The sequence below is a fragment of the uncultured Litoreibacter sp. genome, from assembly GCF_947487515.1.
In the GTDB taxonomy this organism is placed as follows: domain Bacteria; phylum Pseudomonadota; class Alphaproteobacteria; order Rhodobacterales; family Rhodobacteraceae; genus Litoreibacter.
Genome location: NZ_CANKWO010000004.1, coordinates 416,510 through 438,996 on the forward strand (window position 1 = coordinate 416,510; position 22,487 = coordinate 438,996).

At 56.8% G+C, this 22,487-nt stretch carries 22 protein-coding genes and 2 tRNA genes; 10 read left to right on the forward strand and 14 right to left on the reverse strand.

Going from position 1 to position 22,487, the window contains the following annotated elements; translation table 11 throughout:
• Positions 1-121: 121 nt before the first annotated feature.
• Complete coding sequence (locus Q0746_RS15925; RefSeq protein ID WP_298262062.1) at positions 122-760, forward strand: DUF4167 domain-containing protein; 639 nt, start codon at positions 122-124, stop codon at positions 758-760.
• Here the strand turns inward: Q0746_RS15925 and rsmA are convergent, their stop codons facing one another.
• The 6 genes from rsmA to lptF are packed head-to-tail and all read right to left on the reverse strand — an operon-like array spanning position 761 to position 8,253.
• Entirely contained in the window at positions 761-1,603 is an 843-nt protein-coding gene (gene rsmA / locus Q0746_RS15930; RefSeq protein ID WP_298262064.1) for a 16S rRNA (adenine(1518)-N(6)/adenine(1519)-N(6))-dimethyltransferase RsmA, read from the reverse strand.
• Between the two features lie 31 nt (positions 1,604-1,634).
• A complete protein-coding gene (gene pdxA, locus Q0746_RS15935; protein WP_298262066.1) occupies positions 1,635-2,603 on the reverse strand; it encodes a 4-hydroxythreonine-4-phosphate dehydrogenase PdxA in 969 nt (322 codons plus the stop codon).
• On the reverse strand, positions 2,600-3,859 hold the full coding sequence (locus tag Q0746_RS15940) for a peptidylprolyl isomerase (protein WP_298262068.1): 1,260 nt from the start codon (positions 3,857-3,859) through the stop codon (positions 2,600-2,602). The genes pdxA and Q0746_RS15940 overlap by 4 nt, the downstream gene beginning before the upstream one ends.
• A gap of 17 nt (positions 3,860-3,876) precedes the next feature.
• On the reverse strand, positions 3,877-6,030 hold the full coding sequence (lptD, locus tag Q0746_RS15945; protein WP_298262070.1) for an LPS assembly protein LptD: 2,154 nt from the start codon (positions 6,028-6,030) through the stop codon (positions 3,877-3,879).
• 1 nt (position 6,031) lies between these two features.
• Positions 6,032-7,129 (reverse strand): LPS export ABC transporter permease LptG, encoded by a 1,098-nt coding sequence (lptG, locus tag Q0746_RS15950; RefSeq protein WP_298262072.1) that lies wholly within the window; start codon positions 7,127-7,129, stop codon positions 6,032-6,034.
• Positions 7,126-8,253, reverse strand: coding sequence for an LPS export ABC transporter permease LptF (gene lptF / locus Q0746_RS15955; protein WP_298262073.1), 1,128 nt, complete (start codon positions 8,251-8,253; stop codon positions 7,126-7,128). Before lptF ends, lptG begins: the two co-directional genes overlap by 4 nt.
• A 124-nt stretch (positions 8,254-8,377) precedes the next feature.
• Between lptF and Q0746_RS15960 the strand changes: the two genes are divergently transcribed.
• Positions 8,378-9,850, forward strand: a complete 1,473-nt coding sequence (locus tag Q0746_RS15960; RefSeq protein ID WP_298262075.1) for a leucyl aminopeptidase — start codon at positions 8,378-8,380, stop codon at positions 9,848-9,850.
• A gap of 2 nt (positions 9,851-9,852) precedes the next feature.
• A complete protein-coding gene (locus Q0746_RS15965; protein WP_298262077.1) occupies positions 9,853-10,305 on the forward strand; it encodes a DNA polymerase III subunit chi in 453 nt (150 codons plus the stop codon).
• 1 nt (position 10,306) lies between these two features.
• On the opposite strand, the gene Q0746_RS15970 is transcribed toward Q0746_RS15965, so the two are convergent.
• The 3 genes from Q0746_RS15970 to Q0746_RS15980 are packed head-to-tail and all read right to left on the reverse strand — an operon-like array spanning position 10,307 to position 13,387.
• Positions 10,307-10,885 carry a TIGR02281 family clan AA aspartic protease gene (locus Q0746_RS15970; protein WP_298262080.1) on the reverse strand — a complete coding sequence of 193 codons (579 nt, stop codon included), beginning with the start codon at positions 10,883-10,885 and terminating at the stop codon, positions 10,307-10,309.
• A gap of 21 nt (positions 10,886-10,906) precedes the next feature.
• Positions 10,907-11,536, reverse strand: coding sequence for a MarC family protein (locus Q0746_RS15975; RefSeq protein WP_298262082.1), 630 nt, complete (start codon positions 11,534-11,536; stop codon positions 10,907-10,909).
• A 3-nt stretch (positions 11,537-11,539) separates the two neighbouring features.
• Positions 11,540-13,387 (reverse strand): ABC-F family ATP-binding cassette domain-containing protein, encoded by a 1,848-nt coding sequence (locus Q0746_RS15980; RefSeq protein WP_298262084.1) that lies wholly within the window; start codon positions 13,385-13,387, stop codon positions 11,540-11,542.
• A gap of 108 nt (positions 13,388-13,495) precedes the next feature.
• Between Q0746_RS15980 and ndk the strand changes: the two genes are divergently transcribed.
• A complete protein-coding gene (gene ndk / locus Q0746_RS15985) occupies positions 13,496-13,918 on the forward strand; it encodes a nucleoside-diphosphate kinase (protein WP_298262086.1) in 423 nt (140 codons plus the stop codon).
• Between the two features lie 99 nt (positions 13,919-14,017).
• Here the strand turns inward: ndk and Q0746_RS15990 are convergent, their stop codons facing one another.
• From Q0746_RS15990 to Q0746_RS16000, 3 genes are all read right to left on the reverse strand, one after another.
• Positions 14,018-14,347: a TfoX/Sxy family DNA transformation protein gene (locus Q0746_RS15990; RefSeq protein ID WP_298262088.1), complete on the reverse strand. Its 330-nt coding sequence runs from the start codon at positions 14,345-14,347 to the stop codon at positions 14,018-14,020.
• Positions 14,348-14,913: 566 nt separating this feature from the next.
• Positions 14,914-14,988 (reverse strand) — tRNA-Asn (locus Q0746_RS15995).
• A gap of 60 nt (positions 14,989-15,048) precedes the next feature.
• A complete protein-coding gene (locus Q0746_RS16000) occupies positions 15,049-15,960 on the reverse strand; it encodes an MBL fold metallo-hydrolase (protein ID WP_298262089.1) in 912 nt (303 codons plus the stop codon).
• A gap of 41 nt (positions 15,961-16,001) precedes the next feature.
• Here Q0746_RS16000 and Q0746_RS16005 point away from each other — a divergent pair, with 41 nt between their 5' ends.
• Complete coding sequence (locus Q0746_RS16005; RefSeq protein ID WP_298262091.1) at positions 16,002-17,321, forward strand: ATP-binding protein; 1,320 nt, start codon at positions 16,002-16,004, stop codon at positions 17,319-17,321.
• Positions 17,322-17,349: 28 nt separating this feature from the next.
• Here Q0746_RS16005 and Q0746_RS16010 read toward each other — a convergent pair whose 3' ends face one another.
• Entirely contained in the window at positions 17,350-18,333 is a 984-nt protein-coding gene (locus Q0746_RS16010) for a Hint domain-containing protein (RefSeq protein WP_298262093.1), read from the reverse strand.
• Between the two features lie 216 nt (positions 18,334-18,549).
• Here Q0746_RS16010 and Q0746_RS16015 point away from each other — a divergent pair, with 216 nt between their 5' ends.
• Positions 18,550-18,810 carry a hypothetical protein gene (locus Q0746_RS16015; protein ID WP_298262095.1) on the forward strand — a complete coding sequence of 87 codons (261 nt, stop codon included), beginning with the start codon at positions 18,550-18,552 and terminating at the stop codon, positions 18,808-18,810.
• A 45-nt stretch (positions 18,811-18,855) separates the two neighbouring features.
• Here the strand turns inward: Q0746_RS16015 and Q0746_RS16020 are convergent.
• A tRNA-Ile gene (locus tag Q0746_RS16020) sits at positions 18,856-18,932 on the reverse strand.
• A 119-nt stretch (positions 18,933-19,051) separates the two neighbouring features.
• Here Q0746_RS16020 and Q0746_RS16025 point away from each other — a divergent pair.
• The 4 genes from Q0746_RS16025 to rnd all read left to right on the forward strand — a co-directional run bounded on the left by Q0746_RS16025 (position 19,052) and on the right by rnd (position 22,480).
• A complete protein-coding gene (locus Q0746_RS16025) occupies positions 19,052-19,504 on the forward strand; it encodes an ABZJ_00895 family protein (protein WP_298262097.1) in 453 nt (150 codons plus the stop codon).
• Between the two features lie 60 nt (positions 19,505-19,564).
• Positions 19,565-20,617, forward strand: coding sequence for a phosphoribosylformylglycinamidine cyclo-ligase (purM, locus tag Q0746_RS16030; protein WP_298262099.1), 1,053 nt, complete (start codon positions 19,565-19,567; stop codon positions 20,615-20,617).
• Positions 20,614-21,204 (forward strand): phosphoribosylglycinamide formyltransferase, encoded by a 591-nt coding sequence (purN, locus tag Q0746_RS16035; RefSeq protein WP_298262101.1) that lies wholly within the window; start codon positions 20,614-20,616, stop codon positions 21,202-21,204. Before purM ends, purN begins: the two co-directional genes overlap by 4 nt.
• Before the next feature lie 115 nt (positions 21,205-21,319).
• Positions 21,320-22,480, forward strand: a complete 1,161-nt coding sequence (rnd, locus tag Q0746_RS16040) for a ribonuclease D (RefSeq protein ID WP_298262156.1) — start codon at positions 21,320-21,322, stop codon at positions 22,478-22,480.
• Positions 22,481-22,487 lie beyond the last annotated feature (7 nt).

Here is a 22,487-nt window from a genome sequence, read left to right on the forward strand (position 1 = left end):
CGCCCCCTACGCTTAAGCCCAAAATAAGGTCTCAATCCTATTGTCACGGGGACACCGCGAGCTAAGAAGCGGTCAGGATTGATTACAAGACCAAAGCGCTAACGGCTGGAACCCAAAACTCATGAGATCATCGAAGTCCCGCTCACGCGGTAAGAACCGTAACAACAACAACAACCGTTCTGGCGTGAATGTCGTCAATCGGGTGTTCGACAGCTCGGGCCCCGAAGGCAAAGTGCGCGGCACCCCGCAACAGATTATTGAAAAATACCAGCAGTTGCACCGCGATGCGCAATTGGCGAACGACCGTGTTGCTGCCGAAAACTTTGCACAGCACGCCGAGCATTACGCCCGCATGCTGGGCGAGGCGATGAAAGAACAAGAAGCGCGCCGTGTGGCCCATGAGGCCCAGCAGCAAGCGCAACGTGAGCAGCAGCAAAAGCGTGACCAGCAGCGCGAGCAAAACCAGCAACGCGATGCGCAACCACGTGACCCAAAAGAGGGTCAGCCTCAGCCAACTGTTTCGGTTGATGATATGTCTCCTGCGGCCTTGGTTGCCGAAGCAGAAGCCCGTGCAGGCGCAGGCAAACAGCCCGATGTGATCGACTTGTCAGAAGGTCGCGATGCCGCCGATAGCGGGCTTGTTGAGACAGCCGAAGCCGCGCCAAAGCCTGCCCGTAAACCGCGTACGCGCAAACCCAAGGCCAAGCCAGAAGCGCCAAAAGCGGACACTCCGAAAGGCGAAACCCCAGCGGCTGAGTAATCAGTCGCGGGCGATCTCGCGCGCCAGCGCGCAAAACGCTTCCAATGACACTTGTTCCGCCCGCTCTGTGGGCGGAATGCCCGCAGCCACAAGATGGGCCTCAATGTCAGGTCCCATCACTTTTAGGGCCGCCCGCAGCATTTTGCGACGCTGGTTAAATGCCGCCCCCACCACACGAGATAGGATCGCGGCATCGGCCTCAAAACGGGGCTTTTCCAGCGCCGTCAAATGCACCACCGCCGAGTGGACTTTTGGGGCAGGCACAAAGGCCTCGGGCGGCAATTCCATCACGATACGTGCATCGGCGCGCCACTGGGCCAAAAGTGCCAAGCGCCCGTATTTCTTGGTGCCAGGTTCTGCGACGATCCGCTCTGCGACCTCGCGCTGGAACATCAATGTCAGGCTTTGCCAAAACGGGGGCCATTCCTTTGGGGTCAGCCAGCGCACAAGCAGCTCGGTGCCAACATTGTAAGGCAGGTTCGCTGCAACCCGCACGGGCGGGGTCAAATGGTCCAACACATTGACCTGCAAGGCGTCTCCTTGGATGACCTGCAGCTGCGAGGGGTAGGCGTCAGAAATCTCGGCCAAGGCTGGCAGGCAACGGGGGTCCATCTCAACTGCCAGAACTTTGCGCGCGCCTTCAGCCAGTAACCCGCGCGTCAATCCACCAGGACCAGGGCCGACTTCGAGAACATCACAATTCGACAGATCTCCTGCCTGACGGGCAATTTTTGCCGTGAGGTTCAAATCCAGCAAGAAGTTTTGCCCAAGGCTTTTCTTGGCCGTGAGTTCATGCTTTCGGATCACGTCCGAGAGCGGAGGAAGCCCGTCTATTTGCGCCACGTATTTGGCCCCATCTTCTCTAAAGTTTGGCTCACTGTCGTTTGCCTGCCATGTCCCATGCCATGCGAAGGGCCGCAATGGTTGAGGTCGGGTCCGCAATGCCTTTGCCAGCAATATCAAAGGCGGTGCCATGATCGGGGGAGGTGCGGATAAAGGGCAAGCCCAAGGTCACATTGACCCCGCCTGCGAAATCGATGGTCTTTATCGGGATCAGCGCTTGATCGTGATACATGCAAATCGCCGCGTCATAGCCGGCGCGGGCTTCGCTGTGGAACATCGTGTCTGCACTCATCGGGCCGGCAAGCTGCATGCCGCTTTCGCTCAGGCGCCGCAGCAATGGAGAGATCATGTCTACCTCTTCCATTCCCATGGCCCCGCCTTCACCAGCATGGGGGTTTAGCCCCGCTACGGCCAGTCGTGGCTTGGCGATGCCGAAATCGCGGATCAAGGCTGCCTCGGTAATGCGCAACGTGTCTTCCAACAAGTCAGGCGTCAGAACCGTCGGTACATCCGTGACTGCGATGTGGATCGTTACCGGCACCACGCGCAACTCAGGGCAGGCCAGCATCATGACCACGCGTTCGGTCCCCGCAAGGGCCGCCAGATACTCGGTGTGCCCAGGATAGGGGAAGCCAGCGCCGTCCATTAGGGCCTTCTTGTGGATAGGCAGGGTGCACAGGGCACTTGCGTCTCCAGCGGTGACCAGATCGACGCCGCGCGCAATGACATCAATCACGCCTTGGGCATTGCGAGGATCAACCTTTCCCGCCACTGCATCGCCAGAAAAATCGTGATGAAGAAGGGGAAGGGTGCTCTCTTCCCCAGTGACATCGGCTACGCAGGACACTTCGGTCACGGGGCCACAAACATGGCGCCGATCAGCCAGCAGCACCATCGGCAGCTCGCCGCGCAACGCGTCATAGGCGGAATGTGCGATTTCAAGCCCAACCCCCGCAGGCTCGCCGCAGCTCACCACGATGGGAGGAAGGCGGCGGGTCATTGCTCTACGATGACCGCATCTGCGCGCAGCTCTTCGAGGTAGCTGTCTGCGAAGGAGGTGATACGCTGGTTGAATAGCCGCTCACGGACTTGCGTGCGCAGGTCAATGGCTTCACCGTTTTCGTCCAAGGGGACATCCAGCGTGCGACCGCAAAGCATCAGATACACCAAGAATTGGCCATTTTGGCGGGTAAGCGCGGTAGAGACTTCGTTGTTGTCCAGCTTGGCCAGTTCCAGTGCAATGTCTCCGGGGACATCTGCGGCGGGCAGGACGGTGCGCTCGAAGTATTCTGCGGGCATGTCTTTGGCAGGGGTGTAGAGATCATCGCATGTGTCATAGCGACTTTCAAACTCCCGTGCTTGCGTCAGGGTTTCACTGTTGCGCCCACCTGGAAACAGGACGGTGACATATTCAAGCGCTTGCGTGTTCGGAGTTTCGGCTTCAATTTCTTCAATGCCGCGCAATTGGAACACGCCTACGGCATTGCCAAGGCTAAGGGGCGGGCTTGTCTCTCCGGGTTCCAGCGTCAAAACGGCTGCGCGAATTTGTGGTGGAACATTGCCCAGAGGCAACCATTCAAGACGTCCACCCCGACCCCGTGTCGGCGAAGCGGAATAGCGGCGGGCCGCGGAGCCGAAGGCGCTTTCGGATTTAATCGTTTCAGACAAACGCTGCGCCAAAGCTTGGTTGCGAGCGGCGACCGGTGGGGCCAGCGGCAAAATGATCTCGGCCAACAAGATCCGCGCGCCGCCAGATGTCCCTTGCAACGCCAAGGCACGGTCAACTTCCGGTTCGGTTACTTGGCTGCGTGCGCCAAAACGCCCTTGCACCAATTCACGCCATGCAAGACCTGCGGCCACAAAATCGCGAAAAGTTTCAGCTGCAACGCCGGCTTGGCCAATAGCCTTGATAAATTCATCTGCGGTTAGGTTGGCGCGTACCGCGAACTCTTCCATACCTTGCAGCACTTGTTCCTCGGCTGGGGTGATGCCAGCCCGTTGCGTGGCCATCAGACGAAGACGGTCATCGATCAGGCCCTTGCGGGCTTCAATCGTCGGATTCCCAGGAGCCCGCAGAACGTTGAGAAACAGCTCGCGTTGCTGCAACTCGTAATTGGTGATCACAAGATCATTCACCGTGATGGCGGTCTGGAACAGCCCTTGTTGCTGGGCACTCGCAGAGGAGGGGGCGACAAAGGTCAGGGCCGCAAGGGTCAGGGCGAAAAATCGGGTCAGGCGCGCATGTATCGGCATCATCTATAACTGCTCTATTTTTATCCGTTGCACTGTCTGGCGAAGCTGGCTCCACCAATCCCACGCGCGCCGAAGCCCGCGAGTTGGACTGACAGGTTGAGGTCCGTCGTTGCCGACACACTAGTCGAAGTCGTAAAGCGGCGCGAGACCGAAAGGTCCATTTTCGCGCATTCGTTCTGATAGCTCACGCCAATTCCTGCTTCCGTCGTGCGGTCATTCACGAAATCGTAGCGCAATTCGCTGGAAAGCGTCCAATGGCGTGACACACGATAGGCTCCCTCAAATGCCCATTCGGAGGTGTCCGTCGGGCGTCCTTCTCCGGCATCCGCCTCCAGCCAAGCGTAGGTCGAGGCCAATTGGAATTCATCCGTGGTCCAGCCCATGCGCATCTCGTTGCGCGCGAAGGAAAACTGGTCATCGAAGATGGCGCGGTTGATCAGATCAAAATTTTCACCGACCTTGAGCTGCGCTGCAACAAGCCAATCCGACTTCGACCCCGTCAAACCTGTGGACGTTGAGAATTGCCCCAGATTGTCCTTGCGCAAAATACGCCCGACGGTGAACCCCAGCTTCCAGCCGTCATGGCTTTCGCGTGTGTAAGTCAGGCCCAAGTTGATCCGGTTCCCGACCTCGCGATTGTCAGCACCGGGGGCACGGGAAAACTCGAAGATATTGGCTTCGTCAAACTCGGCCAGCAGGCTGTCTTCATTGTCGACGTCACCGCTGACATTGTTGTTTGACACCACCACCTGAACAACCGGTTCCAGCAGATGATTGGCTTTAACCCCTTGGCGCAGCATCGGCCAACGCCATTCAAGGGCAGCATAGGGGGTTACTTCGACGGTATCATCAAAGGTTGGAGCCGTTGTTCGCGGTTGGCGAATTTTGTAGCCGTCAATGAACACCGCGCCTTCAGCCGCGAAAACCATGCCGTTTTTCCAAACCCAATCCCTGCGCCATTCCGCCGAAGTCGTGATCCGTACAACATCCCGTGACAGGCCTTGGTTGGTGGGGTCTGTGTCGGCGCGGCGGTAATGACCGTGGGCCTGAGCTGCCAGCGTAGCAATCCCGCCCAACTGCGCGGGCACAAAGCGTTTCACAATGGTGGCATCGCCAACAACGGTGGGCAGGGTGCGGTTGTCATCGCCATCACGCAAGGATTTGTAGTGGATCAGCTCGGCACCGATATATTCATCGCGGCTTGCACGATCCACCGAGATGGCGCTGTCTAGAATGTCTTTGTTTGAGTAGTCATAGAGCAGCAGGTAGCCCGGGTCGGACACCAGTTCGAGGTCAAATTTCCCTGTGAACCCACGTCCCAACGCAAAGGTTCCATCGGCAAACAAGTAGCTGCGAGTGTCCAAAGCCGACACATTGTCATCCGTAACAGCGCCGTTGATTTCGATCTCGCCATTGACGAATTTCTGGCGATAGCGGGCCTCTAGGGTTCTGGCCCCTTTTGTTGTCAGCCAAGGGGTTAGTGTCAAATCCGCATGATCGCCCAAGGTGAAGAAATACGGAGTTCGGACCCCGACACCCAAATCCCCGTTGGAGCGCAATTCGGGAAACAAAAAGCCGTTCGAGCGTTCGACCGACGGATCGGGTAGGCGCAGGTAGGGCGTGTAGAAAACCGGAACACCCAAAACACGCAAGGTTGCTTCGTCAAAGTAGATCTGGCGCTCTGTGGAATCATGAACAACGCGTTTGGAGCGGATTTCCCATAAGGGAACCGGATTGGTCTCGCAGATGTGACAGCTGGAGGCGACGGTTTTATAGAACTGGGTGTAGCGACCTTGGGTGCGGCGCACTTCGGCGGCGGCCAGCTGCAGTTGCTGCGCATAGACCACACGCGCACTTTTGAGCACGCCGGATTGCAAATCCCCTGACAGCTCTGCGAAATCGGCGGCGATCAACGTGTCTGTACCGTCCACAATGTAGATCGGGCCGGAGATCACAAGCGTGTCGGTTGCCCCATTGTAGGTGATGGACTGCGCGCGCAGGCGAACGCCGTTTTGCAGGATTTCCACATTGCCACTGGCTTGCAATTCTTGTGTGCCATTGGCGAAGACAACACTGTCGGCCACTAGGCTAGCGGTTTTGGTGTCTTGCTGCTGCCCGAAGCTGGGGGCCGCGAAGCTCGCGGCTAGAAATAGACCAAATAGGGCCGCGCGCATGTCAGCCGTCCTCCGTGTGCAGCAATAAGCCCAATGACAGGAATATTCCCGCCAATGGCGGGGCCCATGCCGCGACTAGTACAGGAATTTGCCCGTTCTGGCCAAGCACTTGCGCAAAGTTTCGTAAAAAGAAAATGCCAAAGCCCATGAGAACGGCAAAGAGCACCATGAGCCCCGTGCGCCCAAAGCGGGTGTGGCGCATGGTGAAGCCCGCGCCGATTAACACCATCGCGGCCAAAAGCACGGGGTTGGCCAGTTCCATATTTAACCAAACGCGGTGCTGCAACGCGGAGAAACCGGCACGATCCAATTGGCGAATGAACCTTGGGAGTTCCCAAATTGAGATCGACGACGGGTTGCCAAAACTGTCGCGGATTTGGTCGCGGGTCAGATCGGACAGGATATTTAGTCTGGGGTGTTCTACTGCTCCGGTTTCGGGGTTTTGTAGGTCGGCGAAGGTCCATCGTTTGGCTTTTGACAACACCCAGTTGCCCGGTTCCAGCAGCGCCTCGGCGGCCTCGATGCGGTACTCAATCGCGCCGTCGCTGGTGAAACCGTAGAAGGTCACTCCGAAAAACCGCGTGCCATCTAGGTTGGACCGGCTGGCGCGGATCACAACCTGCCCACCAGCGCTGGCTTGACGCAGCCAAAGCCCTTCCTCGGACACCGATGAGATCGAGCCTCCGGTGTTGGCATAGCGGCTGGAAATGACCTCGAATTGCTTGGACGTCGCCGCGACAATCGGGTTCAGCACGGCAACGCCCAAAGCCCCGAACAGTAAAGCCGTCAGAACAGGGGCCACCAAGGAGCGCAGCGCTGAGCGCCCTGACGCGCGGGTTACCACCAATTCGGATGTACGCGCCAAACCAAGGAACAAGGTGATCGTCGCCAAAACCACCAACAACGGCAACATCCGGTACATCGTGTCCGGCGAGTTCAGCAAGGCAAGTTGGCCAGCTTCCAAAACGCCGACTTGGTCACTGTCAAAGCGGCGCATTTGCTCCACAAGGTCGATCAGCAAAACGATCCCGAAAAACACCCCGAAAACCAAGGTAAAAGACCACACAAAACGGCGTGCAAAATACAGATCCAACCTCATGCGGGGGTTCCTTTCGGGGCGCGGCCACGGAGGCGCTTCATGGAGGTTGAATAGAGAAGCCCCGCAGCCATCAATGCACCGACCACCGGTCCGGCATAGGCCAGCCAAAACAAGGCGGCGTCTTTGCGAGCAGCTTCCTCAGAGACATTGGAGACCATTTGAACCAGTATAATCAACACCACCGCGATCACCACTTGGCGCCACACCCCGAAACGGGAAAACCCGCCCATCATCAACGTGGCAAACCCCATGAGCGGTACGACAATTGCCAGTAGTGATTTGGCAAAGCGGTCATGGGCCTCAAACAAGAAATCGGGCAATTCGCCGCGCGCCGAGGCCAGATCATCCGGGGACGGGTTCAGCAACACAGGTGTGGATAGCTCGCGAAGATCCCGTACCCCGCCGTCGTTGGATTTGATCAACGCGCCGATGTCATAGGTGAAATCAACGAAAGCCACCGTGGACAGGCGACCGGAATTGGGCCTGAAAGTTTGCGCCAAACCATCGCGCATGACCAAACGCGGGCCAGTCTCTGCTCTGACCAAAAAGGCGCGCTCGGCGGTGTAGGTGACCACCGCTTCGGGGTCACGACTGTCTTCGAGGAACATTTCCTCCAGCTCGCCCAAATCCGTAATGTTGCGGATGTAGACGGAAATATCCGATGTCGGATGCAAAAACTGCCCTTCTTTGAGGAACTGCGCGGTAATATCCTTGGAGATTTCCTGACTGCGGCCCGCCAATTCAGTCCGCGCGGCAGGAACAAGAACATGTGCAAGCACTGCGACCAACAGGGCCACCAAGACCCCAAAGTAGATCACCGGTCGCCCGATGCGCAGCGACGAGGCCCCTGCGGTTTGCAAAACCACCATCTCCGAGTCCGCACTCAGACGATTGGTGACATAGACCGCCGCCACAAACGCCGAGATCGGCAACACGATAAGGATGACATAGGGCAGGGTCAGCAAGGTAAATTCCAAGAACACCAAGGCAGACTGTCCGTCACTGATCAATTGGTCGAACAACCCGATGGCACGGTTCACCCAATACACGGACACCAGCACAAGGGAGAAGAAGCCAAACAGAACCAACAGCTGCGACAGCATATATCTGTCGAATCGTGCCACGCCCTGTCCTCCCTAGTTATTGGCCTGCTTTTTAGCGCAAAATCTGGGGGTGGAACAGGGGGTTCTGGTCATTAGCGCTCTGCCGCGATAGCAATGGGGAAACCCCTCAACAACAGGCCGCAACATGACCGCTTTGATCCCCGTAGACTTCTTCGCAACCGACATTGACGCAATCAAGGATCTAGAGGGGCGCCTCGCCATTTTCGTCCCCCCAGCGGGGACATTGGATACGACAGCCAAACGCCTTAACCGCCTGACCCGTGGCTCTGTAGCGCGCGCCGTCAGCAGCGACGCCTTTGAGGCCTTGGAGGATGGTGGCACATTGGTGCTGTCCTTTCCGGTGAACATTCCCGCGGAGGCCGTGATTATCGTCAAAACCGCCCGCCGCCCGAGCGCCAATGAGGCCCGTAAGGCGGGGGCTGCATTGATCAAACTGGGAGGGAAGTCCAAGATTACAGCGCTTTGTGGCAATTTGCGCCGCGCCCATGAGCTGGCGTACGGGGCCTTGCTGCGGGCCTATGAGTATACGGATCAGAAAACTGCGCAGGATACAGCGCATGAGGGATTCGGCCTGATGGTGAACGCCCCCGACGACGTGAAGGCGGCCTTTGAGGGGTTGGATGCGCTTGCGGAAGGGGTGTTTTTCACACGTGATCTGGTGAACATGCCCGCCAATGTGCTGACCACAACTGAATTTGCCAAGCAATTGACGGACCTGAAGAAGCTGGGCCTGAAAGTGGAGGTTCTGGAAGAAAAAGACCTCGAGAAACTCGGCATGGGGTCGCTTCTTTGCGTGGGGCAGGGCTCTGACAGCCCGTCCAAAGTTATCGTGATGGAATGGGAAGGCGGCGAAAAGGGCGATAAGCCCTTTGCATTCGTCGGAAAGGGCGTGGTGTTCGACACCGGCGGGATCTCGCTGAAACCTGCGGGTGGCATGGAAGATATGACCATGGACATGGGCGGCGCGGGCGTGGTGGCTGGCGTGATGAAGTCACTGGCGATGCGCAAGGCTAAGGCCAATGTCGTGGGGCTGGTTGGGCTGGTGGAAAACATGCCGTCGGGCAATGCCGTGCGTCCGGGGGATGTCGTGACCTCGATGAAGGGCGATACAATTGAGGTTATTAACACGGATGCGGAAGGGCGTTTGGTGCTGGCTGATGTCCTTTGGTATGCGCAAGAACGCTTTGAGCCACTGGGCATGATCAATCTTGCGACATTGACCGGCGCGATCATTATCGGGCTTGGCCATGAGAACGCGGGCGTGTTTTCCAACAATGATGCCTTGTCGAACGCGTTTTTGAAGGCCGCCAACACCGAGGAAGAAGGCGCGTGGCGCATGCCAATGGGCAAAGCTTATGATGACCAGCTTAAATCGCGCATCGCTGATATGAAAAACGTCGGTGGGCGTCCGGCAGGATCAATCACAGCTGCGCAATTTTTGCAGCGCTTCGTAAAGCCCGAAACCCCTTGGATTCACTTGGATATTGCCGGTGTGGCCTCGGTTAAAGCTGACACGGACTTTGCTCCTAAAGGGGCCACAGGCTGGGGCGTGCGCGCGTTGAACCGCCTGATCATGGACAACTTCGAGGGCGAATAACCATGGGGGCCGCATTTTTCTATCACATGACCTCGCAACCGGTGGAGGTGACTTTGCCCATGCTGTTGGGCAAGGCACGGGACGCGGGGTGGCGGGTTGCCGTGCGAGGGGCAGATGCGGCCCGTTTGGATCATTTGGATGCAAAGCTATGGGAAGGTGAGGGGTTCCTTGCCCATGGTCGCTCGGGCGGGCCACATGACGCGGATCAACCCATATTATTGACCAGTGCCAACGAGTTACCAAATGGGGCCTCTTGCCTCGTGAGCCTCGATGGCGCGGATATCGCGGTGGAGGAAGTCAATTCTTCCGAGCGCACGATGATCTTGTTTGACGGAAATGATGGGGATGCTGTCGCCCGCGCACGGACGCAATGGAAGGCGCTGACATCTGCGGGATGCTCTGCGCAATATTGGTCTCAGGAAACCGGCCGGTGGGAAAAGAAGGCGGAAAGCTAGTTTACCGCTCCAGAACCAATGTGGTGGGTGTAAACTCGACACGGCCAAACCTGCGCAGATAAGACATGCCCAACAAAGAGCTGTCCATCTCGCCCTCGTTGACGAAGGCGCGAACACGCCCCTCGTCAAGGTCGCCTAACCGAACATTCTCCAAGGTGACGCGGGCTGTGCGAACGTCTCCATTGGCGGTGCTGGCACGGCCGCTATAGATCAGTGTTTTGGTGTTGATACCCACGCGGGCTGCATCTTCGGTGCTTAGCACCACGCCACTTGCGCCCGTATCCACAACGAATTCAACAGGTTTGTCCCCGACGTGGAGCGTCAGATAAAAATGCCCATCGGTGCGAAGCGGAACCTCAATGCGCCCATCTTCAAAGGCGGATTGGCGTGGGAGCACCGTGCGGGAGACGTCATTCCACAACCCATACGCCACGATCACGCCGATAAAGATGAACCCCCATAGCGCGGCCTGCCGCGCCAACTCGCTCATGCGGTCACGATTGGAGATCAAGAAATATCCGGCGATCACGGAGCCAAGTAAAACGAGATAGATGAGGCGGGCTGTGTCTTCTGTATCCATAGAACCTATATAGGGGCAGCTTCAGCTTCCTGCCACCACCCCAAATTCACGCAAGCCATCAAGGATGAACTGGACTGACAATGCCGCCAAGAGCATTCCCATAAGGCGGGTTGTCACCTTGATGCCGGTGTCCCCGATGATGCGCTCCATAGCACCTGCCATCAAGAAAAAGGCGAACACAATCGCCAGCACCACCAGCATGACGCCGTGCACCGCTGCGACATAGGACCAATCTGCCCCCGGAGCACCCGTCAACAGGATCATTGTCGCCAGTGACCCAGGCCCAGCAATCAACGGCATAGCCAATGGAAAAACGGAAGGGTCGTCGTCTTCCAATGGGCCCTCGGCCTGATCTTCGCGACGTTGTGTCCGGCGCTCAAACAGCATGTCCAAAGCTGTGATGAACAACAAAACGCCCCCTGAAATTCGGAATGCCGCCATGGAGATGCCGACGAATTCCAACAAAGCCTCGCCAGCCAAACCAAATGCGGTCAGCAAAAATGCCGCGACAAGGCAGGAGCGAATCCCAATGCGCAGCCTGTTTTGGAAGGTGGTGCCCGCGGTCATTGCCACGAAAAGCGGCGCTAGGCCGATGGGGTCAATAATCACGAACAACGTGACAAAGGCTGTGACTGCGACGCTAAGTTCCATTGTCTAACGCTCTGCTTTTTCTAATTTTTCCTGCGCCTTAATCCACATGGATTCGGCGCGGTCCATGGCCTCCATCACCTCGGAGTACTTCTTTTGCCAAACTGTACGCTTGTCGGCCATATGGTCTTCATAGACCTTTGGGTCCCCCAAGCGTTTGGCCAGCTCATCTTGCATCTCCGACAGCTTGGCCACGCGGGCTTCGCATTTGCGCACCTCGGAGCGCATCGCAAGGATGTCGTCACGCGAGGCGACTTTGGCTTTGGCCTTGGGTTTGTCCTTCGCCGGCTTGTCTGGCGGGGCCAGCAGAAGCTTGCGGTAACTTGGCAAATCACCTTCATAGGGGTTCACGCGGCCATCTTTGACCAACCACAACCGGTCCGCCACCAAGGACAGAAGGTGCATGTCGTGCGACACAAGAATGACCGCGCCCGAATAGGCGGTAAGCGCCTGAACAAGCGCCTCGCGGCTTTCAATATCAAGGTGGTTGGTAGGTTCGTCGAGGATCAGCAAATGCGGGGCGGGCAGGGTGGCCAGCAATAGAGACAGGCGCGCTTTTTGCCCACCAGACAGGCGTCCGACTTCAGTGTCGGCTTGATCGGGACCAAGGCCAAAGCTTGCAAGACGCGCACGCAGCTTGGCCTGACCTTCATGGGCCCGTTCGCGGATCAGGTGCTCCAAGGGGGTCTCGTCCACGAACAACTCATCCACTTGGTGCTGCGCGAAAAAGCCGATCCGCAGCTTGCTGGAGGTCGACATGCGCCCGTCCATCACTTCAAGTCTGCCCGATAACATCTTGGAAAGAGTAGATTTACCCTCACCATTCCGTCCCAGCAGCGCGATGCGATCATCTTGATCAATGCGCAGGTTCAACTTCCCCAAAATGACCGTGCCATCATAGCCCACAGAGGCGCTTTCCGTGCTGATGATCGGCGGCGACAGCTCTTCGGGCTTTGGAAATGTGAAAACCACACGGGCCGCATCTTCGGGGGCGGTGATGGTTTCCATTTTCTCCAGCATTTTGACACGGGACTGGGCCTGTTTGGCTTTCGACGCCTTGGCCTTAAAGCGATCCACGAAGGATTGCAGATGCGCCCGTTGCAGGTCTTGCTTCTTGGCTGCGGCAGCTTGCACCGCACGGCGTGCCGCGCGTTGACGGGCGAACTGGTCGTAGTTGCCCGAATAGAAGGTCAGTTGCTTGTCCTCAAGGTGAAGGATGCCGTTGACCGATCGGTTCAGCAACTCTCGATCGTGAGAAATAATGATGACAGTGTGTGGGTAGCGGGTCAGGTAGTGCTCCAGCCACAAGGCACCTTCAAGGTCCAAATAGTTGGTTGGTTCGTCAAGCAAAAGCAGATCGGGCTCGGAGAACAACACAGCAGCCAGCGCCACCCGCATGCGCCACCCGCCCGAGAAGTCAGAGCAGGGGCGCAGGGTTTCTTCGGTGGTGAAGCCAAGCCCCACCAAAATAGACGAGGCGCGTGCCTCTGCTGACCAAGCGTCAATATCGGCCAAACGGGTTTGGATTTCAGCAATACGGTTGGGGTCAGTCGCGGTTTCAGATTCGGCCATCAGGCTGGCACGCTCTTTGTCTGCGGCCAAAACCGTGTTCAGCAAAGACACCTCATTGGAAGGCACCTCCTGCGCGATGCCACCGATACGAGCGCGATCCGGCATGGTTACGCTGCCGCTTTCGAGTTGCAACTCGCCGCGTATCAGTTTGAAAAGAGTGGTTTTTCCCGTGCCATTGCGCCCCACAAGGCCGACCTTGTGGCCCGTAGGAATATTGGCCGATGCCCCCTCAAAAAGAGAGCGACCTTCGACGGCGTAGCGGAGTTCTGAGATACTTAACATGCCCCAGCGTGTCGCCTATGCGGGCAAGGGTGTCAATTGGGCGCTTTTCATGCCGTTGAACCCATGTTAGGTGCGCCCCAAATTCACTCTAGTTTAAGGACCAGCATCATGGCTATCCAACGCACGTTTTCGATCATCAAACCAGACGCCACCAAACGCAACCTGACAGGTAAGATCGCTGCCAAGTTTGAAGAAGCTGGTCTGCGCATCGTGGCTTCCAAGCGTATTCAACTGACTTTGGCACAAGCTCAGCAGTTCTACGGTGTGCACTCCGAGCGCCCCTTCTTTGGCGAGCTGTGTGAATTCATGATCTCCGAGCCAATCGTTGTTCAAGTTCTGGAAGGCGAAGACGCCATCGCGAAAAACCGCGAAGTTATGGGCGCAACTAACCCAGCAGACGCAGACGAAGGCACAATCCGCAAAGAGTTCGCACTGTCCATCGGCGAAAACTCTGTACACGGCTCCGATGCTCCAGAGACAGCAGCAGAAGAAATCGCATTCTTCTTCTCCGGCCTTGAGCTGGTAGGCTAAGCCGCTTTCATAGTGCTCAAAGGCCCGCGTCAGTGAAAACTGGCGCGGGCCTTTTCGTTTCGGGTTTTGTGAAAACTATACTCTAGATGTGCGGCAGTGCTAGCGGCGCAACCCTGTTCCGATTTGGTCAAGCGTTTGTTCCAACGCAGATGTATCGTTTCCGGCGTTTTGAGCTTTGATCTTGTCAAAAGTCACACGCAGCGCATCTTTTTCAGCGCCCTTGCAGTCATTCCAAGGTCGCCCCTGAAGCGCCATAACCAATACATAGTAGGCGATAAAATGGGGGCGGTCGCCAAGGGCCAATAGCTTGCTATAGGCTGCATCAGCCCCCAGTGCGCGCAGCTGATCTGCGGAATGGACGCCTATGCGCGCAAGGCTCGCCTCATAGGCTGGGCCAAGGTAGCGGATGGAAGACACGGGTTCAGTCATAGGTGTCTAATAATGCCCTCAGGCGTCGTCTGAAAGCCCTTACAAACTGGCCCAGTCGGAAAACCCAGCCGGAGGGGTAGGGCGTGGCGATTGGGTTTGTTGCGGCTGTGGTGCCGGCGTTGGGGCGGGTGCTTCATAGGCCATTTTGCGGCCTCCTGTTTTGTTTACATGCTCTGTATTGTTTCAGGGCACCATTGGATTGGGGCTGTGAAGCGTCTGAAATGTGGCCGAAATAGGGCGGGGATTTAGGGCAACAGTCACCCTTCTACATGTGACCATTTTTCCAGCATTGGACCCTAGATATAGATGGAGGGGGGGAGCGCTTCAGCGCTGGTAACGGAATTGTCACCCGTCGGAAGGCAGTCCAGACCGAGGTTGAAGGTCAAACAGCACATGCGTCCGGCCAAAAGATCGCATTCAATCTTCCATAATCAGAGCAGATAAGCCCTGCTATATGGGGGCGAAGATGCGGTTCATTCAAAGGACAGAAAATTCACAACACCCATGGCACGAAGACGCACAGAAGCAGCGCGCTTGCGCTACGAGAATTTGCCATTTGGTGTAAATGGCTCCGACGGTAGGGATCGAACCTACGACCAATTGATTAACAGTCAACTGCTCTACCGCTGAGCTACGTCGGAACGGTATGGGGCATATAGCAAGCGCGATTCCGGTCGTAAAGAGGGATTTGATTAAATAATTCAGATAACTGAAAAGCGACTTGTGGCGCTCAGCGTTTCCTCGGGTTTCACCTGATTTCGTTGGTGAAGATCAATCAGATGGGCAATGACATTGCGCTCGGCAGCAGGCAGAAGTGCAGGGTTCACGTCGGTATAAATACGCGCCGTCAGCTCCTTTGGGGTCATTGGGTTGACTTGTAGTGCATCAAGAATTTGGGATTCGCGCTTGCGGCGGTGGGTCAGGAGCTCCGCCACCCGCGCGGCGGGGTCGCTCACCGGCAGCCCGTGGCCGCTGTAATAGGTCTCGTCACCTTGACGACTTGCCAACATTTCCAGTGAGGTCATGAAATCTGTGAGATGGCCGTCCGGAGGGGAGACCATCGACGTGGCCCAGCCCATCACCAAATCACCACTGAACAATGCGCGGCCTTGTTCCCAATGGAAGCAAAGGTGATTCCCCATATGCCCCGGTGTATGCAGCGCAGTCAGTGACCAGTCAGACCCTTGAATGCGGTCGTTATGGGCAAGCTTCACATCGGGCATGAAGGTTGCATCTATGCCTTCACCCCCTCCAAGGTCCGAAAAAGAGGACATCACCGGCGCACGACCCGCGCTGCTGGGCCCAAAGCCGTAAACCTTTGCACCCGTGACCTGCGCCAGAACCATCGCCAATGGCGAGTGGTCGATATGCGAATGGGTCACAACGATATGGCTAATGCGCTGACTGGCGTCCAAAGCGTCCATAATGGCAGACATGTGGGCGTCATCGGGGGGGCCGGGATCAATCACCGCTATATCGCGCGTGCCAAGCAAGTAGGTGTTGGTGCCCGTAAAGGTCATCGCAGAGGCGTTTGGCGCAAGGATGCAGCGCAGGCCGTCAGCAAGGCGGATAGGTTTGCCCACAATGCGGGTGTCGGCCGGTTCAGGTGCCATCGCTCTTTTCCTTTTGCGCGGGGGGCTTTACGGTACGCAACATGGCACGGTTCTCAATCAAGCGCTACCTTCCTCGCAGTCTTTACGGACGAGCGGCACTCATCTTGTTGGTGCCTATTATCACGATCCAGCTTGTGGTCTCCTTTGCGTTTATCCAGCGTCTCTATGAAGACGTGACAGCGCAAATGACACAAAACATATCCGTGGAGTTGCAGCTGTTGTTGGACGTGGTCGAAGACGCCCCCAATGCCGACGCTGCCGCAACTTTGGTCGCCGAGACCGCAAATGCGTTGGACATGACCGTAGCGTTACCCGGCGGGACAATCACCGAAAGACGCTGGTTTAGTGATCTTTCGGGGCGCGCAATTCGCAACACGTTGGCCCGCCAGTTTGAAACCTTGCAAGTTGTGGACTTGGTGAGCCTTGATAAGACAGTTCAGGTCAGTTTGGGCACCTCGAAAGGGGTGCTTGATGTGGCTTTCTCGCGCCGACGGGTTGCAGCGACCAACCCACATCAATTGTTGGTTTTGATGCTGTTCACTGCCGTTCTGATGACCGTGATATCCTATCTGTTTTTACGCAATCAGCTGCGCCCGATCCGTAGGCTTGCGCATGCCGCAGAAGCGTTTGGGAAAGGCCGAAATGAGCCGTACTCGCCAAGCGGCGCATCCGAGGTGCGATCTGCGGGGGCGGCGTTCTTAAACATGCGCGCCCGTATAGAACGCCAGATTGAGCAACGCACCTTGATGCTTTCGGGGGTCAGCCATGACCTGCGCACGCCCTTGACCCGCTTGAAGCTGGGGTTGTCGATGCAGCCGGAAAGCGAAGAGGTTGAAGAGCTGATCGGGGACGTCGACGAGATGGAGCGTCTGATCGAAGCGTTTTTGGATTTCTCAAAGGCAGATGCGCTTGAGGCGTTGGAGCAGGCCAACCCGATCAGCCTGATCGAAGACCTTGTGACGGACGCGCGCCGCTCGGGCAAAGCCGTCGACTTCCTTGGTGAATTGCCCGACGCAATCACCATGAAGTTGCGCCCATTATCGGTGCGACGTGCGGTTGAAAACCTGATCAACAACGCTGTGCGTTACGGCACCCACGCCCAAGTTCAGGTGACGGTTCTGGAAACCGCACTGCGGATCAGTATTGAGGACAATGGCGCGGGCATTCCAGAAGCGCAGCGCGACCAAGCGATGAAGGCGTTTTCTCGGTTGGACGCGGCGCGCAATCAAAATGCAGGGTCGGGTGTGGGGCTTGGTTTGGCCATCGCGGCGGATGTGGCGCGATCCCATGGGGGCGCGTTGCGGCTGGGGGACAGCGATGTCCTTGGCGGGCTGAAGGCGGAACTTGTGCTGCCGCGCTAAGCTGTCTGGCCAAAAATGAAATCTGACCTCAACTCATGAGCTGACATAAAACGGCGGCCTCATTGCCGGTCAGGCAGGGCCTTGCGCTATTGCCGAAGGCGGTTGTGTCGTATGGGCTTAGGCTTGGAAACAGGGCGAAGATTTCCTTTCGCGTTGCGTGCTCCATTCCCTCAAGGATTGTGGCCCCGGGGAAGAAGCTTTCGGTAGCTGCGCCGTCTGAAAACACAATTTCATGTTGATCGAACATGAAGTGGTAATACGTGAACATCCCTCCGGTTTGTCGTGAGATGCTATGGTCGGTGAGCAGGGATTTGGCCGGAACTAGGACTTCGGTTTCACCAAAAAGTAACTCCGCCTGCCAGCCTGAAATCAATATGCGATGTTGCGGCGACACCTTCAATTCTCTTGCGTTTCCGACCGCACCTGCCTGAAAGGAAATCGGCGCGAATTGAGCTGTGGCAAAGCGTGTGCATGACCCGATCCAACAAATTGGGCGGGCGCCATGATCTAGTGTCGTGACCAGTTGCCCGACCTCCAGCTCTTCCACAGGAACTTCACCGTCCGGTGTGAGGATAAGCGTTTTCTCGGCAAAGCAGGGCAGGGTTTCGACCTCAACATTCCCGCCATTCCCAGTCATCGAATAGGTTCCACCGACAGTCAGATTAACTGAGGTGTTCGGAACATTAAAAACAGCGGTTGTCGTTTGCCAAGCCCCGTCGACCTTGGGAACATAGATGTCGTCTGGGCCTCCTGTCCCGTCCAACCCCCTGGATCCAGCAAAGTAGAAGCTATCTCCCACATTCCAGTCTGCAGGGGCGCCGGGGCCAAGGGATTGGATTACCGGAGCCGCACCGGTTTCTGAGACGCCTTGGTTCGCAGTTTGATCGTCACCGACCCCAAAATTGTCGTCAGAATCGTAGATGGTAACTTCAAAGGAGCTGACCACCGTGAAAGTGCCATTCGCGCTGCCGCTTATGTTATAAAGAACGTAAGTATATGTACCTGCGGGCATGTATGTCTCTGAGCGTTAGGAGCAGTGCCTTGCCCTTGCCTGATGTGGCCTTCGGGGCTGCCAAATATGTCGCTCAATGTTTCACTATTGATATCTCCAAACGGTAACTTCCGCGGATATTCGCATTCAAATTTGTCTCGAATTTTAAATTGGGTAAGAATCCGCATATGACACCGCCACTTGCCAAGACATCGCCCTTGCTGACAGGGTCCATAGATGTTTGAGAAAATTAAGTACAAAAGCCCTTTGATAACCGCGAGTACGCCTTTGCTCGGGTTCTTTTTCTACATTGGGTCCCGTCTCCAAAGCGGGGAAAGCATGAGCGGATCACGCGGATTTTTGCGCTGGATTGCCGAAGGGCTGACCGGCCTTGCGGAGATGTTCGGGCCAGCCGCAGCTGGATACGGGGTCATGGGGGTATCGCTCTTTTGCGGGGTGTTTGCGGCTGTGTGGATTTGGCGCGACCCGATGATGTAGTATCGCGGCGCCACACTTCTGCCTGTCAGTTTCGACGGTAGGTAGTGGTAGGCCCGGCAGGACTTGAACCCGCAACCAAAGCGTTATGAGCGCTCTGCTCTAACCAGTTGAGCTACAGGCCCACTAAGAGCGATGGCTACCAGACGCAGAGGCGGCGTCAAGCCTCTAAGCGATTGATTTGCGTATATGCCATCGCATGCGCACATATGTTGGGAAAATTGGTTAAGGAACTCTTATAGACATGTCCTATCTGGTAAAGCGCTACGCAGTGGTCGCGGTCATCACGATGATAACCGTTGCAGTCTTGGGGTATGTGATCGAAGTGTTCTTTGACCATGACATCGGCGCTGCTGGTGGAATGATTGCGGTATTTGTGCCGGCGATGGACGCGGGGCAGGCCTATGTACGGCGTGGGCACGGCAAACCGGAGAATGGTTTTGCTTGGAAGATGTCTTTGATCTTTATGGGGGTGAACCTTGCGATTGTGGGCGTGTTGATGTCCGCGCTTTCAGCGATCTTGGGCGGTGAGGGCGAATTGCTGGCCATTTTTGCCGAGCTTGGCGGGGCGGGGCTTGCCATCATAATCGGGGTAACGTTTGTGCTTGGCATTCTCTTAAGCCGCTTTTTCTTCGGATTCGGCGCGAAAAACCAACTGAATCTGGAAGAAAAGCTGGCGGCCAAAAAGCAGCCATAGACTCGCGCACGCAGGCTTGATACTCGGACGCAACTCTAATCTGCTGCCGGATATGATCCCATGACAAATACGCCCAAGAACGGTTTGACCTACGCTGATGCTGGTGTGGATATTGACGCGGGCAACGCGTTGATTGACCGGATCAAGCCCGCTGCCGCCGCTACCAAACGCTCTGGCGTGATGGAAGGTTTGGGCGGATTTGGCGCGTTGTTTGACTTGAAAGACGCGGGCTTTAAAGACCCGATCTTGGTGTCCGCCACTGACGGTGTTGGCACAAAGCTGCGCATTGCAATTGATACCGGCCATTACGACACCATCGGCGTTGATCTGGTGGCGATGTGCGTCAATGATCTGGTGTGCCAAGGGGCGGAACCCTTGTTGTTCCTCGATTATTTCGCCACCGGCAAGCTGGACTTGGACACGGCGACCACAATCATCAACGGAATTGCTGCGGGCTGCGAGGCCTCTGGCTGCGCATTAATCGGTGGCGAGACTGCAGAAATGCCGGGCATGTATAGCGACGACGATTTCGACCTTGCGGGCTTTTCCGTGGGCGCGATGGAACGTGGCACCGCTTTGCCGGCTGGTGTGGCGGAAGGTGACGTGCTGCTGGGCTTGGCCTCTGCGGGTGTGCATTCCAACGGGTATTCACTTGTGCGCAAGGTGGTTGAGGCCTCGGGCAAAGGTTGGGACGACGCTGCACCCTTCGCGGAAGGCCAGTCCTTGGGGGAGGCCCTTTTGACGCCGACCCGCCTTTACGTGAAATCTACATTGGCCGCGATACGGGCAGGGGGCGTGCACGCGCTGGCCCATATCACGGGTGGTGGATTGACCGAAAACCTGCCGCGGGTTCTGCCCGAAGGCTTGGGCGCAGAAATCGATCTGGGCACATGGGAGCTGCCGGGCGTGTTCTCTTGGATGGCCGGTGTGGCTGGCATCGAGGAAGCCGAGATGCTGAAAACGTTCAACTCCGGAATTGGCATGGTGTTGGCGGTCGATCCGCGCGCGGCAGAGGCACTGACGTCCTTGTTGCAAGACGCCGGCGAGACCGTGTTCCGCATTGGCGCGGTGACCCCGGTTGAGGGCGTGCGCTACTCGGGTCGTTTGCTTTGATCAAAGTCGCCATATTGGTGTCTGGCGGAGGCTCTAACATGCTGACGCTGTGCGACAGTATGGTAGCGGATCATCCGGCGCGCCCCGTTTTGGTGCTGTCAAATGACCCTTCCGCCAAGGGGCTAGAGCGCGCGGCGGCCCGAGGCATCGCCACCGCCGCGGTCGATCACCGTCAGTTCGGCGCAGATCGGGAAGCTTTTGAGGCGGAATTGATCAAGCTTCTGGACGCGGTAGAGCCTGATATCATTTGCCTCGCAGGGTTCATGCGGGTTCTGACCGCAGGTTTCGTCGAACGCTACGCTGGAAGAATGCTGAACATCCACCCGTCCTTGCTTCCCAAATATAAGGGGCTGAACACCCACGCCCGTGCGCTGGAGGCGGGGGACGCCGAGGCAGGATGCTCGGTGCATGTGGTGACGCCAGAGCTGGACGACGGCCCGATCTTAGGTCAGGCGCGCGTGCAGGTAGAAAAGGATGAGACCGCAGACACATTGGCGGCGAAAGTTTTGGTGCAAGAGCATCGATTGTATCCAGCAGTTTTGCGTCGGTTCGCTGAGGGAAAATCAGGTGTGTTGCAGTTGACTTAAGGCCGGTGCTTCCCTTTTGCGCAAAAAGCGCATAAGACAGGGGAAGACTTGGGGGCAGTCTGCGAAAAAACAACAACATCAAGAGATTACCCGAAGAGCGTTCATGCCTAAAGACATCATCACGATCACGACCACCGAAGACCTCGCCGCATTTTGTGACCGCGCGAAAGGGTTCCCTTACGTCACTGTTGATACAGAGTTCCTGCGTGAACGGACATATTACGCCAAGCTGTGCCTGATCCAGTTGGCCGTACCGGGCGATGATCGAAACGATGCTGTTCTTGTGGACCCGATCGCGGGTTCTGAAATGTCGCTTGAGCCCCTTTATGACCTGTTTCGAGATGAAAATGTGGTCAAGGTTTTCCATGCCGCGCGTCAAGATCTGGAAATTTTCTACGTAGAGGGTGGGGTGATCCCCAAGCCGCTGTTTGATACGCAAGTTGCAGCAATGGTTTGCGACTTTGGCGAGCAGGTCGGATATGAGACTTTGGTGCGCAAAATTGCGAAGTCCTCGGTCGATAAATCCTCGCGCTTTACTGATTGGTCCCGTCGTCCGCTCAGCGATGCACAAAAACTCTATGCATTGGCGGATGTGACCCATTTGCGTGACATCTACGAATATTTGTCCAAACGATTGGACCGCACAGGCCGCAAGCCTTGGGTGGAAGAGGAAATGGCGATTTTACGTGCGCCGGAAACCTATGTGGTGGAGCCGGAAAACGCATGGCGCCGTGTCAAAGTACGCTCCAATGCGCCAAAGTTCCTCGCCATTGTGCGTGAGCTTGCCAAGTTCCGCGAAGCCTATGCGCAAGAGCGGAACGTGCCACGGAGTCGTGTTTACAAGGACGATGCCCTGCTTGAATTGGCGTCAACAAAGCCCAAGGACGAACGCGATTTGGGGAAATCCCGTTTGCTGCTTCGTGATGCACGCAAAGGGGCGATTGCCGAAGGGATCTTGAAAGCGGTTGCCGCCGGTCTGGCGTGCCCTGTTGACGAGATGCCAAAAGTGCCGCCTGCGCGGGATCGCTCCAACATGAATTCGGCCTTGGCTGATCTCTTGCGGGTGATGTTGAAGGCCAAAGCCGAAGATGTCGGGATTGCACAAAAGCTGATCGCTACGGCGTCTGATTTGGATGACATCGCGTTGGGTCAACGCGATGTTCTGGCCCTGAAGGGGTGGCGCTCCGAGGTGTTCGGAGAGGATGCCCTGCGTCTTTGTGAAGGCGAGCTGGCGCTGTCTTGCTCCGGAAATTCCGTAAAAATTATAGAGCTTTAAGCCTAAA

Bases quoted from the DNA above. Each gene is read 5' to 3' on its own strand.
- purM (WP_298262099.1), top strand. From the start codon at position 19,565: ATGACAAATACGCCCAAGAACGGTTTGACCTACGCTGATGCTGGTGTG.
- Q0746_RS15970 (WP_298262080.1), bottom strand. From the start codon at position 10,885: ATGGATACAGAAGACACAGCCCGCCTCATCTATCTCGTTTTACTTGGC.
- Q0746_RS15925 (WP_298262062.1), top strand. From the start codon at position 122: ATGAGATCATCGAAGTCCCGCTCACGCGGTAAGAACCGTAACAACAAC.
- Q0746_RS16005 (WP_298262091.1), top strand. From the start codon at position 16,002: ATGGCACGGTTCTCAATCAAGCGCTACCTTCCTCGCAGTCTTTACGGA.
- Q0746_RS16010 (WP_298262093.1), bottom strand. From the start codon at position 18,333: ATGCCCGCAGGTACATATACTTACGTTCTTTATAACATAAGCGGCAGC.
- Q0746_RS15960 (WP_298262075.1), top strand. From the start codon at position 8,378: ATGACCGCTTTGATCCCCGTAGACTTCTTCGCAACCGACATTGACGCA.
- Q0746_RS16025 (WP_298262097.1), top strand. From the start codon at position 19,052: ATGTCCTATCTGGTAAAGCGCTACGCAGTGGTCGCGGTCATCACGATG.
- lptG (WP_298262072.1), bottom strand. From the start codon at position 7,129: ATGAGGTTGGATCTGTATTTTGCACGCCGTTTTGTGTGGTCTTTTACC.
- Q0746_RS15980 (WP_298262084.1), bottom strand. From the start codon at position 13,387: ATGTTAAGTATCTCAGAACTCCGCTACGCCGTCGAAGGTCGCTCTCTT.
- Q0746_RS15940 (WP_298262068.1), bottom strand. From the start codon at position 3,859: ATGATGCCGATACATGCGCGCCTGACCCGATTTTTCGCCCTGACCCTT.
- ndk (WP_298262086.1), top strand. From the start codon at position 13,496: ATGGCTATCCAACGCACGTTTTCGATCATCAAACCAGACGCCACCAAA.
- Q0746_RS16000 (WP_298262089.1), bottom strand. From the start codon at position 15,960: ATGGCACCTGAACCGGCCGACACCCGCATTGTGGGCAAACCTATCCGC.
- Q0746_RS15975 (WP_298262082.1), bottom strand. From the start codon at position 11,536: ATGGAACTTAGCGTCGCAGTCACAGCCTTTGTCACGTTGTTCGTGATT.
- Q0746_RS15965 (WP_298262077.1), top strand. From the start codon at position 9,853: ATGGGGGCCGCATTTTTCTATCACATGACCTCGCAACCGGTGGAGGTG.
- lptD (WP_298262070.1), bottom strand. From the start codon at position 6,030: ATGCGCGCGGCCCTATTTGGTCTATTTCTAGCCGCGAGCTTCGCGGCC.
- pdxA (WP_298262066.1), bottom strand. From the start codon at position 2,603: ATGACCCGCCGCCTTCCTCCCATCGTGGTGAGCTGCGGCGAGCCTGCG.
- Q0746_RS16015 (WP_298262095.1), top strand. From the start codon at position 18,550: ATGTTTGAGAAAATTAAGTACAAAAGCCCTTTGATAACCGCGAGTACG.
- Q0746_RS15990 (WP_298262088.1), bottom strand. From the start codon at position 14,347: ATGACTGAACCCGTGTCTTCCATCCGCTACCTTGGCCCAGCCTATGAG.